Source organism: Streptomyces sp. NBC_00335 (assembly GCF_036127095.1).
Lineage (GTDB): Bacteria > Actinomycetota > Actinomycetes > Streptomycetales > Streptomycetaceae > Streptomyces.
Map to the genome: position 1 here is coordinate 8,190,119 of NZ_CP108006.1, position 15,992 is coordinate 8,206,110.

11 protein-coding genes are annotated in these 15,992 nt (G+C 72.3%); 6 read left to right on the forward strand and 5 right to left on the reverse strand.

Going from position 1 to position 15,992, the window contains the following annotated elements; genetic code table 11:
* The first annotated feature begins 15 nt into the window (after positions 1 to 15).
* Positions 16 to 768: a DUF1838 family protein gene (locus OHA37_RS37010; protein WP_266912143.1), complete on the forward strand. Its 753-nt coding sequence runs from the start codon at positions 16 to 18 to the stop codon at positions 766 to 768.
* 75 nt (positions 769 to 843) lie between these two features.
* Here OHA37_RS37010 and pip read toward each other — a convergent pair whose 3' ends face one another.
* Complete coding sequence (gene pip, locus OHA37_RS37015; protein WP_266912145.1) at positions 844 to 1,803, reverse strand: prolyl aminopeptidase; 960 nt, start codon at positions 1,801 to 1,803, stop codon at positions 844 to 846.
* 434 nt (positions 1,804 to 2,237) lie between these two features.
* Here pip and OHA37_RS37020 point away from each other — a divergent pair, with 434 nt between their 5' ends.
* Positions 2,238 to 4,004, forward strand: coding sequence for a S8 family peptidase (locus OHA37_RS37020; RefSeq protein WP_266913416.1), 1,767 nt, complete (start codon positions 2,238 to 2,240; stop codon positions 4,002 to 4,004).
* 250 nt (positions 4,005 to 4,254) lie between these two features.
* Positions 4,255 to 7,026: a helix-turn-helix transcriptional regulator gene (locus OHA37_RS37025; protein WP_266912147.1), complete on the forward strand. Its 2,772-nt coding sequence runs from the start codon at positions 4,255 to 4,257 to the stop codon at positions 7,024 to 7,026.
* A 21-nt stretch (positions 7,027 to 7,047) separates the two neighbouring features.
* Here OHA37_RS37025 and OHA37_RS37030 read toward each other — a convergent pair whose 3' ends face one another.
* From OHA37_RS37030 to OHA37_RS37045, 4 genes are all read right to left on the reverse strand, one after another.
* Complete coding sequence (locus tag OHA37_RS37030) at positions 7,048 to 7,968, reverse strand: glycoside hydrolase family 19 protein (protein ID WP_266913418.1); 921 nt, start codon at positions 7,966 to 7,968, stop codon at positions 7,048 to 7,050.
* Between the two features lie 173 nt (positions 7,969 to 8,141).
* Positions 8,142 to 8,552 carry a rodlin gene (locus OHA37_RS37035; protein ID WP_266912149.1) on the reverse strand — a complete coding sequence of 137 codons (411 nt, stop codon included), beginning with the start codon at positions 8,550 to 8,552 and terminating at the stop codon, positions 8,142 to 8,144.
* Positions 8,553 to 8,882: 330 nt separating this feature from the next.
* The gene (locus tag OHA37_RS37040; protein WP_243333056.1) at positions 8,883 to 9,074 is read right to left on the reverse strand and encodes a DUF5302 domain-containing protein; all 192 of its coding nucleotides are present in this window, start codon (positions 9,072 to 9,074) and stop codon (positions 8,883 to 8,885) included.
* A gap of 147 nt (positions 9,075 to 9,221) precedes the next feature.
* The gene (locus OHA37_RS37045) at positions 9,222 to 9,665 is read right to left on the reverse strand and encodes a MarR family winged helix-turn-helix transcriptional regulator (RefSeq protein ID WP_266912151.1); all 444 of its coding nucleotides are present in this window, start codon (positions 9,663 to 9,665) and stop codon (positions 9,222 to 9,224) included.
* A gap of 143 nt (positions 9,666 to 9,808) precedes the next feature.
* On the opposite strand from OHA37_RS37045, the gene OHA37_RS37050 reads away from it, so the two are divergent.
* From OHA37_RS37050 to OHA37_RS37060, 3 genes are all read left to right on the forward strand, one after another.
* A complete protein-coding gene (locus OHA37_RS37050; protein ID WP_266912153.1) occupies positions 9,809 to 11,356 on the forward strand; it encodes an MFS transporter in 1,548 nt (515 codons plus the stop codon).
* A gap of 274 nt (positions 11,357 to 11,630) precedes the next feature.
* The gene (locus tag OHA37_RS37055) at positions 11,631 to 12,233 is read left to right on the forward strand and encodes a HutD/Ves family protein (RefSeq protein ID WP_266912155.1); all 603 of its coding nucleotides are present in this window, start codon (positions 11,631 to 11,633) and stop codon (positions 12,231 to 12,233) included.
* 352 nt (positions 12,234 to 12,585) lie between these two features.
* Positions 12,586 to 15,981 carry a CARDB domain-containing protein gene (locus OHA37_RS37060; RefSeq protein ID WP_266912157.1) on the forward strand — a complete coding sequence of 1,132 codons (3,396 nt, stop codon included), beginning with the start codon at positions 12,586 to 12,588 and terminating at the stop codon, positions 15,979 to 15,981.
* Positions 15,982 to 15,992 lie beyond the last annotated feature (11 nt).

Consider the following 15,992-nt stretch of genomic DNA (forward strand, 5'->3'; position numbering starts at 1 on the left):
GCAGAGTGGCCGGGTATGACACCAGAAGACCTGCTGCAGGCCCTCGCCCGTACCCGCGCCTCCCTCGACGGAGCCGAGGTCACCTTCTGGTGGACGGGCGACGTCCACGCCTGGGCCCCCGGTGAGCCCTACCGACGCCTCTTCGGCTTCGAAGGGCTCAACGTGGCCCGGCTGGTGGAGGACGAAGAGCCGGGGACCTACCGGCTCCTCACCCGCGAGGCCGCGTTCTACCTGGACCCGGTGACCCGGGAGATCCTGGAGACCTGGGAGGACAAGCCCGTGGTCCACGTCTGGAACGACCCCGCGAACCAGAAGTGGCGTCCCTTCCCGGTCCCCGTGACCGAACTGGGCGACCAGGTCTGCTTCAGCCTGGAGATCCCGCTGGCCTACCCCTCCCCGCTGCCCGTCGCCCAGTACCCGGCGAACTCGGCCGAAGACACCTACCGGGCCCTGGAGCTCTTCCAGTTCTTCGCCCCCGCCTCGGTGTTCGCCACCGACGCGCCGAGCGTCCCGTCCACCATGTCCTGGACCCGGATGTCGCCCTGGCTCCCGTGGATGGAACAGGGCCCTCGTCCCGGCGGGCTCGCCTTCCACTGCCGGGGCCGCAAGCTGGCCTCCCACGCGGAGGTACCGGAGCGGACCCGCGCGTACATCGCGGCCCGCCACCCGGAGTTCGCCCACGCCCCCGAGAAGTGGACGGAGCCGAACGAGACCAGCTGGACGTACTTCCGCAGGCTCAACCCGCCGTCGGACCCGCCGAGCGCCTGAGCCGGGCAGGGTCCGGGGGTCTCGTCCGGGGGTCTCGTCTGAGGGGCGCACCCGAGGGGCACACCCGCGCGGCTCTCAGCCGCCGGCCGCGAACCGGTCGAGGGCGCCGAGCACGTGGTCGAGGGTGGCCGCTCCGCCCATGTGCCCCGCCTCCTCCACCACGGTCAACTCCACGCCGGGCCAGGCCCGGGACAGTTCCCAGGCCGTGCCGAGGGGGCCGGCCATGTCGAGCCGGCCGTGGATCAGGACGCCCGGGATGCCGGCCAGCCGGTGGGCATCGCGCAGCAGCTCGCCCTCCTCCAGCCACGCACCCTGCGAGAAGTAGTGCGAGCAGATCCGGACGAGGGCGACCCGGGCCGCCGGCGGCCGGCCGGTGTACGGCAGGGAGGCGCCCTTCGTCTCCCCGGACAGCACCGCGTCCTCCCAGGCGCACCAGTCCGCCGTGGCCTTCGCCCGCACCTCCTCGTCGGGGTCGGCCGCCAGACGCGCGTAGGCCCCGACGAGGTCGCCGTCGCGCGGGACGCCGGATCCGGCGACGAAGCGCTCCCACTCCTCGGGGAAGAACCGGCCGGCGCCGCGGTACAGCCAGTCGATCTCCGAGCGCCGGGTGGTGGTGACGGCCGCGATGACGATCTCGGAGACCCGCTCCGGGTGCCGCTCGGCGTAGGCCAGGATCAGGGTGGAGCCCCACGAGCCGCCGTACAGCAGCCAGCGGTCGATGCCGAGGTGCTCGCGCAGCCGTTCCATGTCGGCGACCAGGTGGCCGGTGGTGTTGTGCCGCATGTCGGTCGCCGGATCGCTCGCGTGCGGGGTGCTGCGGCCGCATCCCCGCTGGTCGAACAGGACCACCCGGTAGCGTGCGGGATCGAAGAGCCGCCGGGCCTTCTCGGTGCACCCCGATCCCGGGCCGCCGTGCACGACGAGAGCGGGCTTTCCGTCCGGATTGCCGCAGACCTCCCAGTAGATGAGGTTTCCGTCGCCGACGTCGAGCATCCCCTTGTCGAAGGGCTCGACCGGCGGATAGAGCTCTGCCACGTACCCGACCTCCTCATTTCCCCGTTCCGGACGGCCGTTTGCCGCCGGCCCGCCGGGGTCCGGCCACCCTACGGCGGCCCCGGCAGGGTGTGGACAAGGGTTTTCCCCGTATCGCGTTCATCGCCGCTTTGCCTACTGTCTGCCCACCGGCGATCCTCCCCGTCCGAACAGCCCCCGCGCCCACCCCACATGGCGTGAAGCTGGACGTTCGGTTCTTCGTCGGTGCCACCGTTGCCCAGCCCCGACGCTGCGGCGGGCGACGTGGTGTGCAGCAGCGGTGGCCGGGCGGGTTTGACCAGCCCGTTCCGGTCCCGCGGCCGCCGGTCAACCTCCCACACTGCACCAACCGGCCGTCCCGGCGCATCCTGTGGCGGCCCGCGAAAGGGAACACCGTGCACGCATCCAGACGACGCAGGCTCATATCCGTGGTGGCGATGTCCGTCACCCTGCTCGCCGGCTCCGCCACCACCTCTCTGGCGCTGTCCGCCGCGGATCCCGCCCCCGGCTCGCAGACCCTCCCGGCCGCCGGCGCCCCCGCCGCCGCGGCCCCCGTCGAGAACCTCATCGTCGGGTACAAGGCTTCGGCCGCCGAGGCGGGCTCCAACTCCGCCGCCGCCGCCGACGTGGCGGCCAAGGGCAAGAAGGCCTCGAAGAAGGCCGCCTTCGAGCGTCGCCTCGGCACCGGAGCCGCACTCGTCACCCTCGGCGCCCCGGCCGACGCCGCCGCCGTCATGGCCCAGTTCCGCGCCGACCCCGACGTCGCCTACGTCGAGGCCGACTCCCGCGCCTACGCCCTCGCCGTCACCCCCAACGACACCGAGTACGCGAAGCAGTGGGACCTCTTCGAGCCCACCGCCGGCATGAACGTTCCGGCGGCCTGGGACACGACCACCGGCTCCGGCGTCACGGTCGCCGTGATCGACACCGGCTACGTCGCCCACTCCGACCTCGCCGCCAACGTGGTCGCGGGCTACGACTTCATCGCCAGCTCCACCGCCGCCCGCGACGGCAACGGCCGCGACAACAACCCGGCCGACCAGGGTGACTGGAGTGCGGCCGGCGAGTGCGGCACCGGCTCCAAGGCCAGTGACTCCTCCTGGCACGGCACCCACGTCGCCGGCACCATCGCCGCCGCCACGAGCAACTCCAAGGGCGTCGCGGGCATCGCGTACGGCGCGAAGATCCAGCCCGTCCGCGTGCTCGGCAAGTGCGGCGGTGCCACCTCGGACATCGTCGACGCCATCACCTGGGCCTCCGGCGGCACCGTGGCGGGCATCCCGGCCAACGCCACCCCCGCCAAGGTCATCAACATGAGCCTCGGCGGCTCGGGTGCCTGCACCGCCACGTACCAGAACGCCATCAACGCCGCCGTCGGCCGCGGCACGACCGTCGTCGTCGCCGCCGGCAACAGCAACTCCGACGCGGCCGGCTTCTCGCCCGCCAGCTGCAACAACGTGATCAACGTCGCCGCCAGCAACCGCACCGGCGACCGCTCCTTCTACTCGAACTACGGCGCGATCATCGACGTCGCCGCCCCGGGCGGTGAGACCCGCCGCGCCACCGACACGCCCGGCACCATCACCACGCCCGAGAACGGCATCTGGTCCACCCTGAACACCGGCGCCACCACCCCCGGCGCCGAGAACTACGAGCCCTACCAGGGCACCAGCATGGCCGCCCCGCACGTCGCCGGCCTCGCCGCCCTGCTGAAGTCGGCGAACTCCGCGCTGACCCCGGCCCAGATCGAGTCCGCGATCAAGACGACCACCCGCCCGCTGGCCGGCACCTGCACCGGCGGCTGCGGCACCGGCCTCGCCGACGCCGCCGCGGCCGTGGCCGCCGTGACCTCGACCCCGCCCACCCCGGGCTTCGAGAACACCACGGACTTCGCGATCGGCGACAACACCACCGTGGAGAGCCCGGTCACCGTCACCGGTGTCACCGGCAACGCCCCGGCCACCCTCAAGGTCGGCGTGAACATCGTCCACACCTACATCGGTGACCTGAAGGTCGACCTGGTCGCCCCCGACGGCACCGTCTACACGGTGCACAACCGGACCGGCGGCAGCGCCGACAACATCAACCAGGTCTACACCGTCAACGCCTCCTCCGAGGTCGCGAACGGCACCTGGAAGCTGCGCGTCAACGACAACGCCGGCGGCGACACCGGCAAGATCGACTCCTGGAACCTGACCTTCTGAGTCCGGCCCCCTGAGTCCGACCTCCGGAGCCCGATCCGCACCGCGGCCCAACTCGGCCTGACGGGGCGATAGTACGGACCAACAGCCCGCCCGACCTCCCGATACACCGCGTATCGGCAGGCCGGGCGGGTTTTCATGTCACGTGACTGAATTCTGCGTCACAATCCGGGCCCGCCGGGCATCCGACCTCGTATTGTCGCGTCTCACAGGAAGGGCACAGGAACGGGCAAGCGAGAGGCTGGTGCTGTGCGTGGTGGTGGCGACGGGGCACGCCGACACGACCGTCGGACACGGTGAACTGATCAAGGCGGTCGACCGCGCGCTGACCACGCACGGACGCGCCCTGGTCACCGGGCCCGCCGGCTCGGGCAAGACGGAGGTGCTGCACGCCCTCACCGAGGCAGCCGCGCTGCGCCACGAGACCGTGCTGCGCCTGGCCCCCGGAGCCGCCGACCGGTGGATACCCGAAGCCTCCGCCGCCGCCCTCCTCGCCTCCGTCCCGGCCGACGCGCTGGAACGCCTCTCCGGACCGCAACGCACCGCCATCGCCCTCCTGCGGCGGGAAACCGACGCACCGCGCGTCGGCCGCGACCACGTCGCCCTGCGCCTCGCCGTCGTCGAGGTGCTGCGCACCCTCGCCGCCCGCGGCCCCGTCCTGCTCGCGCTCGACAACGCCCAGTGGCTCGACGCGGAGAGCACCGACCTGCTGCGCTTCGCCCTGCGCCTGACCCCGCCGCGGGTACGGGTCCTCGCCGCCGAATGCGTCCAGGGCGGAGCCCCGCTCTGCGAGGCCCTGTGGGGACCGGACACCCCCCAGATACGGGTGCCCCCGCTCGGCACCGACGAGGTCGCCGAGCTGCTGGTGCGCCGCGGGCTCCCGGCCCGCCTCGCCGGCCGGATCCACCAGGCCAGCGGAGGCAACCCGCGCCTGGCCCTGGCGCTGGGCCACTCCCTCGCCGAAGCCGCCGGGTCCCGCGAGGGCGGCGCCCACCACGCCGATCCGCTGCCCGTCTCCGGCCAGGCCCGCGAGGTGGCCCGCCGGCTCATCGGAGTCGTGCCCGCCCAGGCCCGGCGCACCCTGCTCTACGCCGCCCTCGCCGCGCGCCCCACCACCGCGCTGCTGCGCCGGGCCGGCCGCCTGGACGCGGAGGCCGAGCTCACCGTGGCCGAGCGGGCCGCGCTGGTCACCGTAGAAGAGGACGGCACGATCCGGTTCACGGCCGGGGCCCTGCCGACCGCGCTGGCCGCCGACGCGGGCTGGCCCGAACGCGCCGCCGGACACGCCGCGCTCGCCGCCGCCGTCGACGACCCCGTCCAGGCCGTACGCCACCGCGCGCTGGCCGTGGACGCCCCCGACCAGGCGCTCGCCGCCGAGGTCACCGAGGCCGCCGCCTCCTGCAGGCGCCGTGGCCAGCGGGCGCTGGCCGCCGAACTCGGCCTGCTCGCGGCCGACCGGACCCCCTGCCACCTGCCCGGAGAGGAGCTCGCCCGGCTCGTCGCCGCCGCCGAGGACGCGGGCTGGGCCGGCCGCGCCGACCTCGCCCGCCGCGCCACCCGCGCCGTACTCGCCCGCGACGCCTCGCCCGGCGACCGGGTGCGGGCCCGCCTCGCCGTCATCGACGCCGCCGGCCAGGCCCTCGGGGCCCTCGACGAGACCTTCGCGTACGCCGAGGCCGACGCCGAGGGCGACCCCGCCCTCCAGGCCGCCGTCCGGTTGCGGACCGCCTGGAAGCACAACCTCAGCGACGGCGACCCCGTCCGCTCCCGCGACGCCGCCGCGCAGGCCGGCGTACTGGCCCGCAGCGGCGGCGACCAGGTCGCCGAAGCCATGGCGCTGACCGTACGGGCCCGCATGGGCCGCATCCTCGGGGACCCGGACGCCGAGGAGATCCTCGCCGAGGCCCTGGCCCTGCCCGCCCCCGACGTACCCCTCGGCATGCGCAACGCCCCGCAGTACCTCGCCGTCCGCCACGCCCTCTTCGACGACCGGAACGCCGACGCCCGGCGCCAGCTGCTCGTGCTGCTGCCCGCCGTACGGCGCACCGGATCCGCCGAGGACGTCTTCGAGGTGCTGCGCAGCCTCACCGAGGTGGAACTGCGCCGGGGCAGGTGCGCGGCGGCCACCGCGCACGCCCGCGACGCCCTGGAACTGACCGTCGAGGCGGGCCTCTCGCCCGGCCCCGCCTGGTACCTCACCGCCCTGGCCGAGGCCATGGGCGGAGGCTTCGCACGCGCCGCCGGATATGCCCGGCGCGGCATCCAGGCCTCCGAGGAGGAGCACGACCAGGTCTTCCTCTCCCGCGGCCTGTACGTGCTCGGCCTGGTCGAGCTGGCCACCGGCGAGGCCGCGAAGGCCGTCGCCACCCTGCGCCGCGTGGCCGACCTGGAAGCCGCCCAGCAGGTGGTCGACCCCTCGATCCTGCGCTGGCACGGAGAGCTGGCCGAAGCCCTGGTCGCCGCCGACGCGCCCGACGAGGCCGCCGAGGTGCAGGCCAGGGCCCGTACGACGGCCCTCGCACTCGGCCGTACCAGTGTCATCGCCGCCCTCGACCGGGCCCGAGGGCTGTGCCTGTCCGCGCACGGCGACGCCGAGGCGGCCGTCGCCCTGCTGGAGGACACCGCCGAGCGCTTCGAGCGGCTCGAACTGCCCCTGGAGCGGGCCCGTACGCTGCTCGCCCTCGCCCGGGTGGAGCGCCGCCGCCGGCGGCGCGCACCCGCACGCGCCGCACTGACGGCGGCCGCCGAGGCCTTCACCCGGGCCGGTGCGACCCCGTGGGCGGAGCTCGCGCGGGAGCCGTCCCCGTCCGGATGCGAGGGCGGCGCAGGGGCCCGGCCCCTGGCCGCCCTCACGGAGGCGGAGACCCGCCTCGCGGTGCTGGTGGCCCAGGGCGCCAGCAACCAGGAGGCGGCCGCGAAGCTCTTCGTCAGCGTCAAGACCGTGGAGGCCCGGCTGACCCGGATCTACCAGAAGCTCGACGTCCGGTCCCGGGCCCAGCTGGCCACCACGCTGCGCACGCGGTGACCGAGGCCGGGCCGGCCCGGCTCAGCAGCTCAGGTTGTTCCCCGGGGTCACGCCCAGGAGCTGGGTGAAGCTCTGGTACGTGTTGATCCGGCTCTGCACCTGCGCGGGGTTGCCGCCGTTGCACTCCAGGGCGCCGTTGATGGAGCGGATGGTCTCGCCGAAGCCGGCGCCGTTGACCATGGCGGCGTGGGCGGTCATCGTGCCCGGGCCGTTCTGCGTGTTCCAGTACCAGAGCGCGGTCTTCATCGCGACGGCCGGGTCCTGCTCCACCAGGTAGGGGTTGGCCAGGAGGTTGATGCCCAGGGCGTCACCGGCCGCCTTGTAGTTGAAGTTCCAGCTCAACTGGATGGGCCCGCGCCCGTAGTAGGCGGACTGGCCGGCGGGACAGCCGTAGGGCTGGTTCGTGTCGCAGTAGTGCGGGTAGTTGGCGGTGTTCTGCTCGACGATGTGCACGAGTCCGCCGGTCTCGTGCGAGGCGTTCGCCAGGAAGGCCGCCGCCGCGCGCCGCTTGACGGTGTCGTCGCCGGTGGTGGCGAAGCCGGGGTAGGCGGACAGGGCCGCGACCAGGCCGTTGTAGGTGTAGAAGGGGTTCCGGTTCGGGAACATCTGGTTGAACTGGGCTTCGCTGACCACGAATCCGGACGGGTTGGGGGTGGTCGGGTCCGGGTTCGGGGTCGTCCCGCCTCCGCAGACGCCCTGGTCCGACCAGACGCCCCACTGGCCGGTGGTGCCGGGGGTCTCGCCCTGGGTCCACCACTTGGCCTGCCAGTTGTGGCCGCCGTACGAGGCGTTCATGCCGCCGGTGTAGACGGCCGAGGTCGCCCACGCGCCGGCGCATGCGGGCGCCGCGGCGGCGGGGGAGGAGGGGAGGGCGATCGCGAGGCCGAGGGCGACGGCCGCGGTGGCGGCCAGCGAGAGGGCGCGTCGGTGCAGGGTGCGCATCACGGAAGTTCTCCTTCAGTGGGGGGAGTTGCCGTGGGGGGCAACGGGAAGGGACAACTGCGCCCACTGAAGCGAGGATGGTCTGGACCTGTCAAGGTCTAGACCAAAACGAAGCGCCGGTGCCGCGCCCCGAAGGGCGGTGCACCGGCGCTGCGTTCTTGGGGTTTTCGGGGTCAGCTACCGGCGGAGAGGTTGCCGGAGAGGACCGGGATGTTGTCCAGGATGTGCGAGGCGGTCTCGTCACCCTTGGCCTGGGTGGAGTTCTCGGCGCACTGCTGGTTCTGCGGGTTGGACGCGATCGGGATGTCCTGGACACCGATGTTGACCAGGGCCAGGATCGACTGGGCGTTGACCTTCGCGGGCAGGCCGACGCAGAGCTTGTTCAGGGAGCCCTGGATGGCGGACATCTGCGGGCTCATGGCGCCGGCGGTCTCCTGGTTGCCGTAGAGCTGCGAGGACTCGTTGCCGTTGACCGTGTTGACGCCGTTGTCGTTGCCGATCGCCATCGCCGGGGAGGCTACGGCGGCACCGGCACCCAGAACGGCGGCGGTGGCGGCTGCGGTGGCCATGAACTTCTTGAGCATGTGGGAGATCCTTCTTCTGTCGCACTGTCGCATGAGATAGCTGCCCTCGGCGGGACGAGCTGCTCAACTGCCGTGGACACCGGGGGTTATCACCCATCACCCGAGTGGCCCAACCTTGCACTCCACCGGTGCGGTCGGACGTCGGCCGATTGACCCAACGTCGACAGGCGGGCGGATCCAGATCCCCGGGCGCGTACGTGCGCGTGCGCCCCGGGTTCGCGCCCCGTGCGCTGGGGGGTGCCGCCCCCGACCGGATCCGGACCGTGTGCGGGTCCCGGACCCCGTCGGGGCCGGCAGGGGCGGTGTCGCGCAGACGCGACGCCGCCGCGGTCAGCCGGTCTTGCGGCGGACCTTCTTGTTCTTGCCCCCGGGGTTGCCGCCGGCGCCCTGGATCTTCGCCCGGCTCTGGTGGGCCTGCTGCGACTGGGCATTGGCGGCGTTCCGCTCCAGGGCCTCCTTGAACTTCCGCTTGGCCTCCTCGGCCGGCGATTCGTTCTGCGGGGTGTCTGATTCTTCTGACATGCGTCCTCCTGGATTGTTCTGAAGCCGTTGCAGTCTGTCAGGTGGTGTTTCCCCTGGCCAACGCGTTCGGGAGATGCGGCTTCGGAGTGGCGTCCGGGGGGTGTCCGAGCGGCGTCCGGGTGGCGTCCGAGCTGCTCGGACCCGGCCTCAGGCGTCCTTCTCCAGGGTCGGCCGCAGCCGCTCCAGCAGCGCGTGGAGCGTCGCGCGCTCCGTGTCGTCCAGGACGTCGAGGGCGCCGTGCGTGGCCTGCATCTCCTCGCGCACCCGGCGGATCACCTCGCGGCCCGCGTCCGTGGCCACGACGTTCTTGACGCGCCGGTCCGCGGGGTCGGGCTCGCGGCGGACGAGCTCTCGGGCCTCCAGCCGGTCCACGATGCCGGTCACGTTCGAGGCGTCGCAGACCAGCAGGGTGGCGAGGCCGCGCATGGGGAGCGGGCCGTTCAGCTGGGCGAGGACCTTCGCCTGGGTGGAGGTGAGGCCGTGGTGCGCGGCGGCCGCCGCGAAGTCCCGCCACTGGGCGGTGCCGATCGCGGCGAGCAGCTCCAGCAGCTCCAGCTTGGTCGGGACGGCGTGGGGGGTGGTGGCGCTCATGCTCGGAGCGTACTCAAGGTGTTTCACATTATCAACCTTTTACTTGACCACCTTAACTATTGAGGTCTACCGTCTGCTGGAGTCGAAGTACTTGATGACGTCAAACATCTGCGATCTGAAGCACTGAAAAGGTCCCCCCTGCCATGAGCACCACCCCCTCCGCCACCACCCAGGCCGGCGGCCGCCAGAACGAGACGGTCATCGTCTTCGCGCTGAGCCTGGCCGCCATGGTCGTGTCGATGATGCAGACGCTCCCGGTCCCGATCCTGGGGCTGATCCGCAGCGATCTCGGCACCACCACCGCCAACGTCAGCTGGGTGACCACGGCCACCCTGCTGTCCGCCGCCGTCTTCACCCCCCTGCTGGGCCGCTTCGGCGACCAGCACGGCAAGAAGCCGACGCTGGTGGCCGTACTCGGCGTCATGGTCGCGGGCTCCGTCATCGCCGCCCTGGCGTCCTCCCTTCCCCTGCTCCTCCTCGGCCGGGTCCTCCAGGGCGCCGCCACCGCGATCTTCCCGCTCGCACTCTCGGTGCTGCGCGAAGAGGTCCGCCCCCAGAAGCTCCCCGGAGCGATGGCCCTGGTCAGCGGCACCCTCGCCTTCGGCAGCGGCCTCGCGCTCGTCGCCACCGGCCTGCTGACCTCCGGCAGCGACGCCGACTACCGCAACGCCTTCTGGATGGCCACCGGCTTCGCCGTGCTCGCGCTGCTCGCCGTCGTCTTCCTCGTCCCGGCGACCCGGCACAAGACCGGCGGCCGTACGGACTTCCTCGGCGCGCTCACCCTGGGCATCGCCCTGCTGCTGCTCCTGCTGCCGATCTCCCAGGGCCACGAGTGGGGCTGGGCCTCCGGCCGCACGCTGGGCAGTTTCGCGGGCGCCGTCGTCATGACCGCCGTCTGGGTGCTGACCGAGCTCAAGGTCCGCGAGCCCCTCGTCGACATGCGGATGTTCGTCCACCGTCCGGTCCTGATGGCCAACCTGGCCGGCATCCTCGTCGGCTTCGGCATGTTCGCGAACTTCCTGGGCGTCTCCTACCTCGTCCAGATGCCCAAGGCCCTGACCGGCTACGGCTTCGACGCCTCCATCCTGCGGGCCTCCGTGGAGTTCCTGCTGCCCGGCGCGATCGTCTCGCTCCTCGCCTCGCCCATCGGCGGACAGCTGGTCCGCCACCGCGGTCCGCGCGCCGCCCTGGCGGTCGCCGCGGCCCTCGGCGCCGCCGGCTTCGGCTGGCTGGCCCTGGACCACGGGCACAGCGCCTCGGTGATCGGCGCCGGCCTCATCGTCGGCGCGGCCGTCAGCTTCGGCTACGCGGCCATGCCGGCCGTGATCATGGCGAGCGTTCCGCACCACCAGAGCGGCATCGCCAACGGCATCAACTCGATCTCCCGCTCCACCGGCAGCGCGATCGGCAGCGCCATCGTGACCACCATCCTGGCGTCGAAGACGATCGAACACCTCCCGGCGGGTGTCCCGGCGCTCCCCGCCGAATCCGGATTCACCCTGACCTTCGCCATCGGCGCGGTGGCCTTCGGCCTGGTCGCGGTCATCAGCGGAATCGGCCTGCGCGGGGCACACGGCCCGCGCACGGCGGCCACGGGCGCCGCCGCACCGGTGGCCGGCTCGACAGGGCCCGCACCTGCGGCAACCGAGCCGACGGCCACTGCGGCATCCGCCGCGAAGGCCGACGCCTGACCGGTCCGCACCGCATCACCGCGGAGCGCTGCTCCCACCGGGCCGCCCCCGGGTCCGGCCGCACACGCGGCAGGTCCCGGGGGCGGCTTCGACCGTTCAAGAGACCGCACCCTTGACCGCTAGTGCCGTGGCCAAGGGCGTCGGCACCCTCTCCTCCCGGCCCCTGCGGCGCGACAACGGCTGCCGGCGGGCGTCCCCGCGCCGTCGTAGGCCCGAGGCGCCCGGATAGGCTCGACCGGGCCCGGAAAGGATCTCCCGGGCCCGGAAGGGTGCCATGACCAGCGAAGAACCGACCCGGATCCTGCGGGCGGCCGACCGGCCGGCGGCGCGGTGGAAGAACGGCGGGGGAGTGACCCGCGAGATCGCCGCCGGACCCGAGGGCTCCGGGATGGACGACTTCGGCTGGCGGATCAGCCTGGCGGAGGTCACCGCCGACGGCGCCTTCTCCGTGTTCCCCGGCATCGACCGCACGCTCACCCTCGCGGAGGGCGCCGGCATGGACCTCTCGATCGGCGGCGTACGACGCCTCGTGGACCGGCGGTACGAGCCCCAGCGGTTCCCCGGCGACGAGCCGACCGACTGCCGGCTGCTGGCCGGGCCGGTCGTGAACTTCAACGTGATGTACCGCCGGGGAGTGGTGAGCGCCGACACCGCCGTCGTACGGGGCGACCTCGCGCTCGCCGTCCGGCCCGGCGAGAGCCTGCTGATCGTCGCCCTGGAAGGAACGGCCGAGGTCGACGGCTCCGCCGAGCTGGGCCCGTACGACGCCGTCTTGCTGACGGGAGCGCGTGAGGCCCTGCTGCGCAGTGCCGGCCGAGCGGCGGTTGTCCGGCTCGCCCCGGCCCCGGCGGAGCCCGGCCGGACTCACCCGGCATAGCGCGCCTTCTTCGGCGGGCGCGACCCCTTCGGCCCGGATCCGGTGCCGGGCGTTCCTGTTCATGACGCGGCTCGGTGCGCGTTCTGGCCCGCTTCGTCCTGGGGGTTCCCGATCTCGCGGACCCGCGGCGTGCCCCGGACGCGGCTTTCGGCCACCTGGAGCCGGGCCGGCCCGAGGGTGATCCGAACTCCCCTCTGTGCGTGAAGCGTTGACAAAGTCGTCATCTGATAGAAACCTGTGGCGCCATGGCCGCATAACTGCGATCAGATCACTCAAAAAATTAATAACGCTACGCAAGTTTGCGGCAGGCGCGGCTGCGTCGGGCCGGTCCCCTCATGGAACAGAGGACAGCATGAGATGGAAGCAAGGCGGCCGGCTGATGGTGGCCGGCACGGTGGTAGCGGGACTGATGTCGGTCGGACTCCTGCCGGTCGGCCTCGCCGCGGCGGCGGGCGGACCCAACCTCGCCCTGGGCAAGGCGGTCTCCGCGAGCGGGTCCCTCGGCGGGTACGGGGCCCCGGGAGTCACCGACGGCAACCAGGGCTCGTACTGGGAGGGGCCCTCGGGCGCCTTCCCCACGTGGGTGCAGGTGGACCTCGGCAGCAGCGTCGCCGTCGACCAGGTGGTGCTGAAGCTGCCCGCCCCGTGGGAGACGCGCACCGAGACGCTGACCGTGCAGGGCAGCACCGACGGGAACACCTTCACCACGCTGTCCGCCTCGGCGGGACGGGTGTTCAACCCCGCCCAGTCCAACGCGGTGACCATCGGGTTCACCGCCGCGACGGTCCGCTACGTACGGGTGAGCGTCACCGCCAACACGGGCTGGCAGGCCGCGCAGATATCCGAGCTGGAGGTGTACTCCGCCGACGGCAGCGGTGACCCCGGCGATCCCGGAGACCCGGGTACCCCGCCCCCCGTCGGCGTGAACCTCGCCAAGGGCAAGCCCATCGAGGCCTCCTCCACCACCCAGTCGTTCGTCGCGGCCAACGCCAACGACGACAGCGTCACCAGCTACTGGGAGGCGGGCGGCCAGCAGTCCACGCTGACCGTGAAGCTCGGATCCAACGCCGACGTCACCGGAGTGGTCCTCAAGCTCAACCCCGACCCCGCCTGGGGCAACCGCACCCAGAGCTTCGAGGTCCTGGGCCGGGAGCAGTCGGCGAGCGGGTTCACCACCCTGAAGGCCCGTGCCGACTACGCGTTCAGCCCGGGCGGCAACCAGAACACCGTGACGGTCCCCGTCACCGGCCGCCTCGCCGACGTCCAGCTGAAGTTCTCCGGCAACACCGGAGCCGGTGGCGGCCAGGCCGCCGAGTTCCAGGTCATCGGCGCCGCCGCCCCGAACCCGGACCTGACGGTCACGGACCTCGCCTGGTCCCCGGCCGCCCCCTCCGAGAGCGACGCCGTCACGGTCAACGCGACCGTCCGCAACGCCGGTTCGGTCGCCTCCCCGGCCACCACCGTCAACGTCAGCCTCGAAGGCGCGGCCGCCGGCAGCGCCCCGGTCGGCGCCCTCGCGGCCGGAGCCTCGGTCACCGTCCCGGTCGCCGTCGGCAAGCGGCCGATGGGCAGCTACACGGTCTCCGCCGTCGTCGACCCGGCCGGGACCGTCCCCGAGCAGAACGACACCAACAACAGCCGCACGGCCGCCGCGAAGCTCGTCGTCGGCCAGGCGCCGGGCCCCGACCTGGAAACCCTCTCCCTCACCACCAACCCGGCCAACCCGGCCGTGGGCGCCCCGGTCTCCTTCACCGTGGCCGTCCGCAACCGGGGCACCGCCGCGGTGAGCGCGGGCAGCATCACCCGGCTGGTCGCCGGCTCCACCACCCTGAACGGCCCCACTCCGGCGATCGCCGCCGGTGCGACGGTCAACGTGCCGATCAACGGAACCTGGACGGCGGTCAGCGGCGGAGCCACCCTCACCGCCACCGCCGACGCGACCGGCCTCGTCGCCGAGACCAACGAGAACAACAACAGCCACTCCCGGGCCGTGGTCGTCGGCCGCGGGGCGGCGCTCCCGTACACCGAGTACGAGGCGGAGGCCGGCAGTTACACCGGCACCCTGCTGCAGAGCGACGCCAAGCGGACCTTCGGGCACACCAACTTCGCCACCGAGTCCTCGGGCCGCGAGTCCGTACGCCTCTCCTCGGCCGGCCAGTACGTGCAGTTCACCTCCACCAACCAGGCCAACTCCATCGTCGTGCGCAACTCGGTGCCCGACGCCGCGAACGGCGGCGGCGCGGACGCCACCATCAGCCTGTACGTCAACGGCAGCTTCGCCCAGAAGCTGACCCTCTCCTCCAAGCACAGCTGGCTCTACGGCAGCACCGACAGCCCCGAGGGCCTGACCAACACCCCCGGCGGCGACGCCCGCAGGCTCTTCGACGAGTCCCACGCCCTGCTCGCGCAGAGCTACCCGCCCGGCACGACCTTCCGCCTCCAGCGCGACGCCGGCGACACGGCCTCGTACTACGTCATCGACCTGATCGACCTGGAGCAGGTGGCCCCGGCGGCGTCCAAGCCCGCCGAGTGCACCTCGATCACCGACTACGGTGCGATCCCGAACGACGGCATCGACGACACGCTCGCCCTCCAGAAGGCCGTGACGGCCGACCAGAACGGGCAGATCGCCTGCGTCTGGATCCCGCAGGGCCAGTGGCGCCAGGAGCAGAAGATCCTCACCGACGACCCGCTGAACCGCGGCCAGTTCAACCAGGTGGGCATCAGCAACGTCTCCATCCGCGGCGCGGGCATGTGGCACTCCCAGCTCTACACGCTCACCCAGCCGCAGGACGCCGGCGGCATCAACCACCCGCACGAGGGCAACTTCGGGTTCGAGATCGACGACAACACGCAGATCTCCGACATCGCGATCTTCGGATCGGGCCGGATCCGCGGCGGTGACGGCAACGCCGAGGGCGGCGTGGGCCTCAACGGCCGCTTCGGCAAGAACACCAAGATCACCAACGTGTGGATCGAGCACGCCAACGTCGGCGTCTGGGTCGGCCGCGACTACGACAACATCCCGGCCCTGTGGGGCCCGGGCGACGGCATCGAGTTCAACGGCATGCGGATCCGCGACACCTACGCCGACGGCATCAACTTCGCCAACGGCACCCGCAATTCCACCGTCTTCAACTCCTCCTTCCGCACGACCGGTGACGACGCCCTGGCGGTGTGGTCCAGCAAGTACGTGAAGGACCAGTCGGTGGACATCGGCCACGACAACCACTTCCGCAACAACACCATCCAGCTCCCGTGGCGCGCCAACGGCATCGCCCTGTACGGCGGCTACGGCAACACCATCGAGAACAACCTGATCTACGACACCATGAACTACCCCGGCATCATGCTGGCGACCGACCACGACCCGCTGCCCTTCTCCGGGCAGACCCTGATCGCGGGCAACGGCCTCTTCCGCACGGGCGGCGCGTTCTGGAACGAGGACCAGGAGTTCGGCGCGATCACCCTGTTCCCGTCGAACCTGCCCATCCCGGGCGTCGTCATCCGCGACACCGACATCCACGACTCCACCTACGACGGGATCCAGTTCAAGACCGGCGGCGGGGTCATGCCCGACGTCAAGATCACGAACGTGACCATCGACAAGTCCAACAACGGCTCCGGGATCCTGGCCATGGGCGGAGCGCGCGGCAACGCCATCCTGTCCAACGTCACCATCACCGGATCCGCCCAGGGCAACATCCTGATCGAGCCGGGATCGCAGTTCCTGATCAACGGCGGCTAGCGGCAGGCGGT

Excerpts from the sequence above, each read along its gene's own strand:
- OHA37_RS37050 (WP_266912153.1), top strand. The coding sequence starts at position 9,809 with ATGAGCACCACCCCCTCCGCCACCACCCAGGCCGGCGGCCGCCAGAAC.
- OHA37_RS37035 (WP_266912149.1), bottom strand. The coding sequence starts at position 8,552 with ATGCTCAAGAAGTTCATGGCCACCGCAGCCGCCACCGCCGCCGTTCTG.
- OHA37_RS37055 (WP_266912155.1), top strand. The coding sequence starts at position 11,631 with ATGACCAGCGAAGAACCGACCCGGATCCTGCGGGCGGCCGACCGGCCG.
- OHA37_RS37060 (WP_266912157.1), top strand. The coding sequence starts at position 12,586 with ATGAGATGGAAGCAAGGCGGCCGGCTGATGGTGGCCGGCACGGTGGTA.
- OHA37_RS37030 (WP_266913418.1), bottom strand. The coding sequence starts at position 7,968 with ATGCGCACCCTGCACCGACGCGCCCTCTCGCTGGCCGCCACCGCGGCC.
- OHA37_RS37045 (WP_266912151.1), bottom strand. The coding sequence starts at position 9,665 with ATGAGCGCCACCACCCCCCACGCCGTCCCGACCAAGCTGGAGCTGCTG.
- OHA37_RS37040 (WP_243333056.1), bottom strand. The coding sequence starts at position 9,074 with ATGTCAGAAGAATCAGACACCCCGCAGAACGAATCGCCGGCCGAGGAG.
- OHA37_RS37010 (WP_266912143.1), top strand. The coding sequence starts at position 16 with ATGACACCAGAAGACCTGCTGCAGGCCCTCGCCCGTACCCGCGCCTCC.
- OHA37_RS37020 (WP_266913416.1), top strand. The coding sequence starts at position 2,238 with ATGTCCGTCACCCTGCTCGCCGGCTCCGCCACCACCTCTCTGGCGCTG.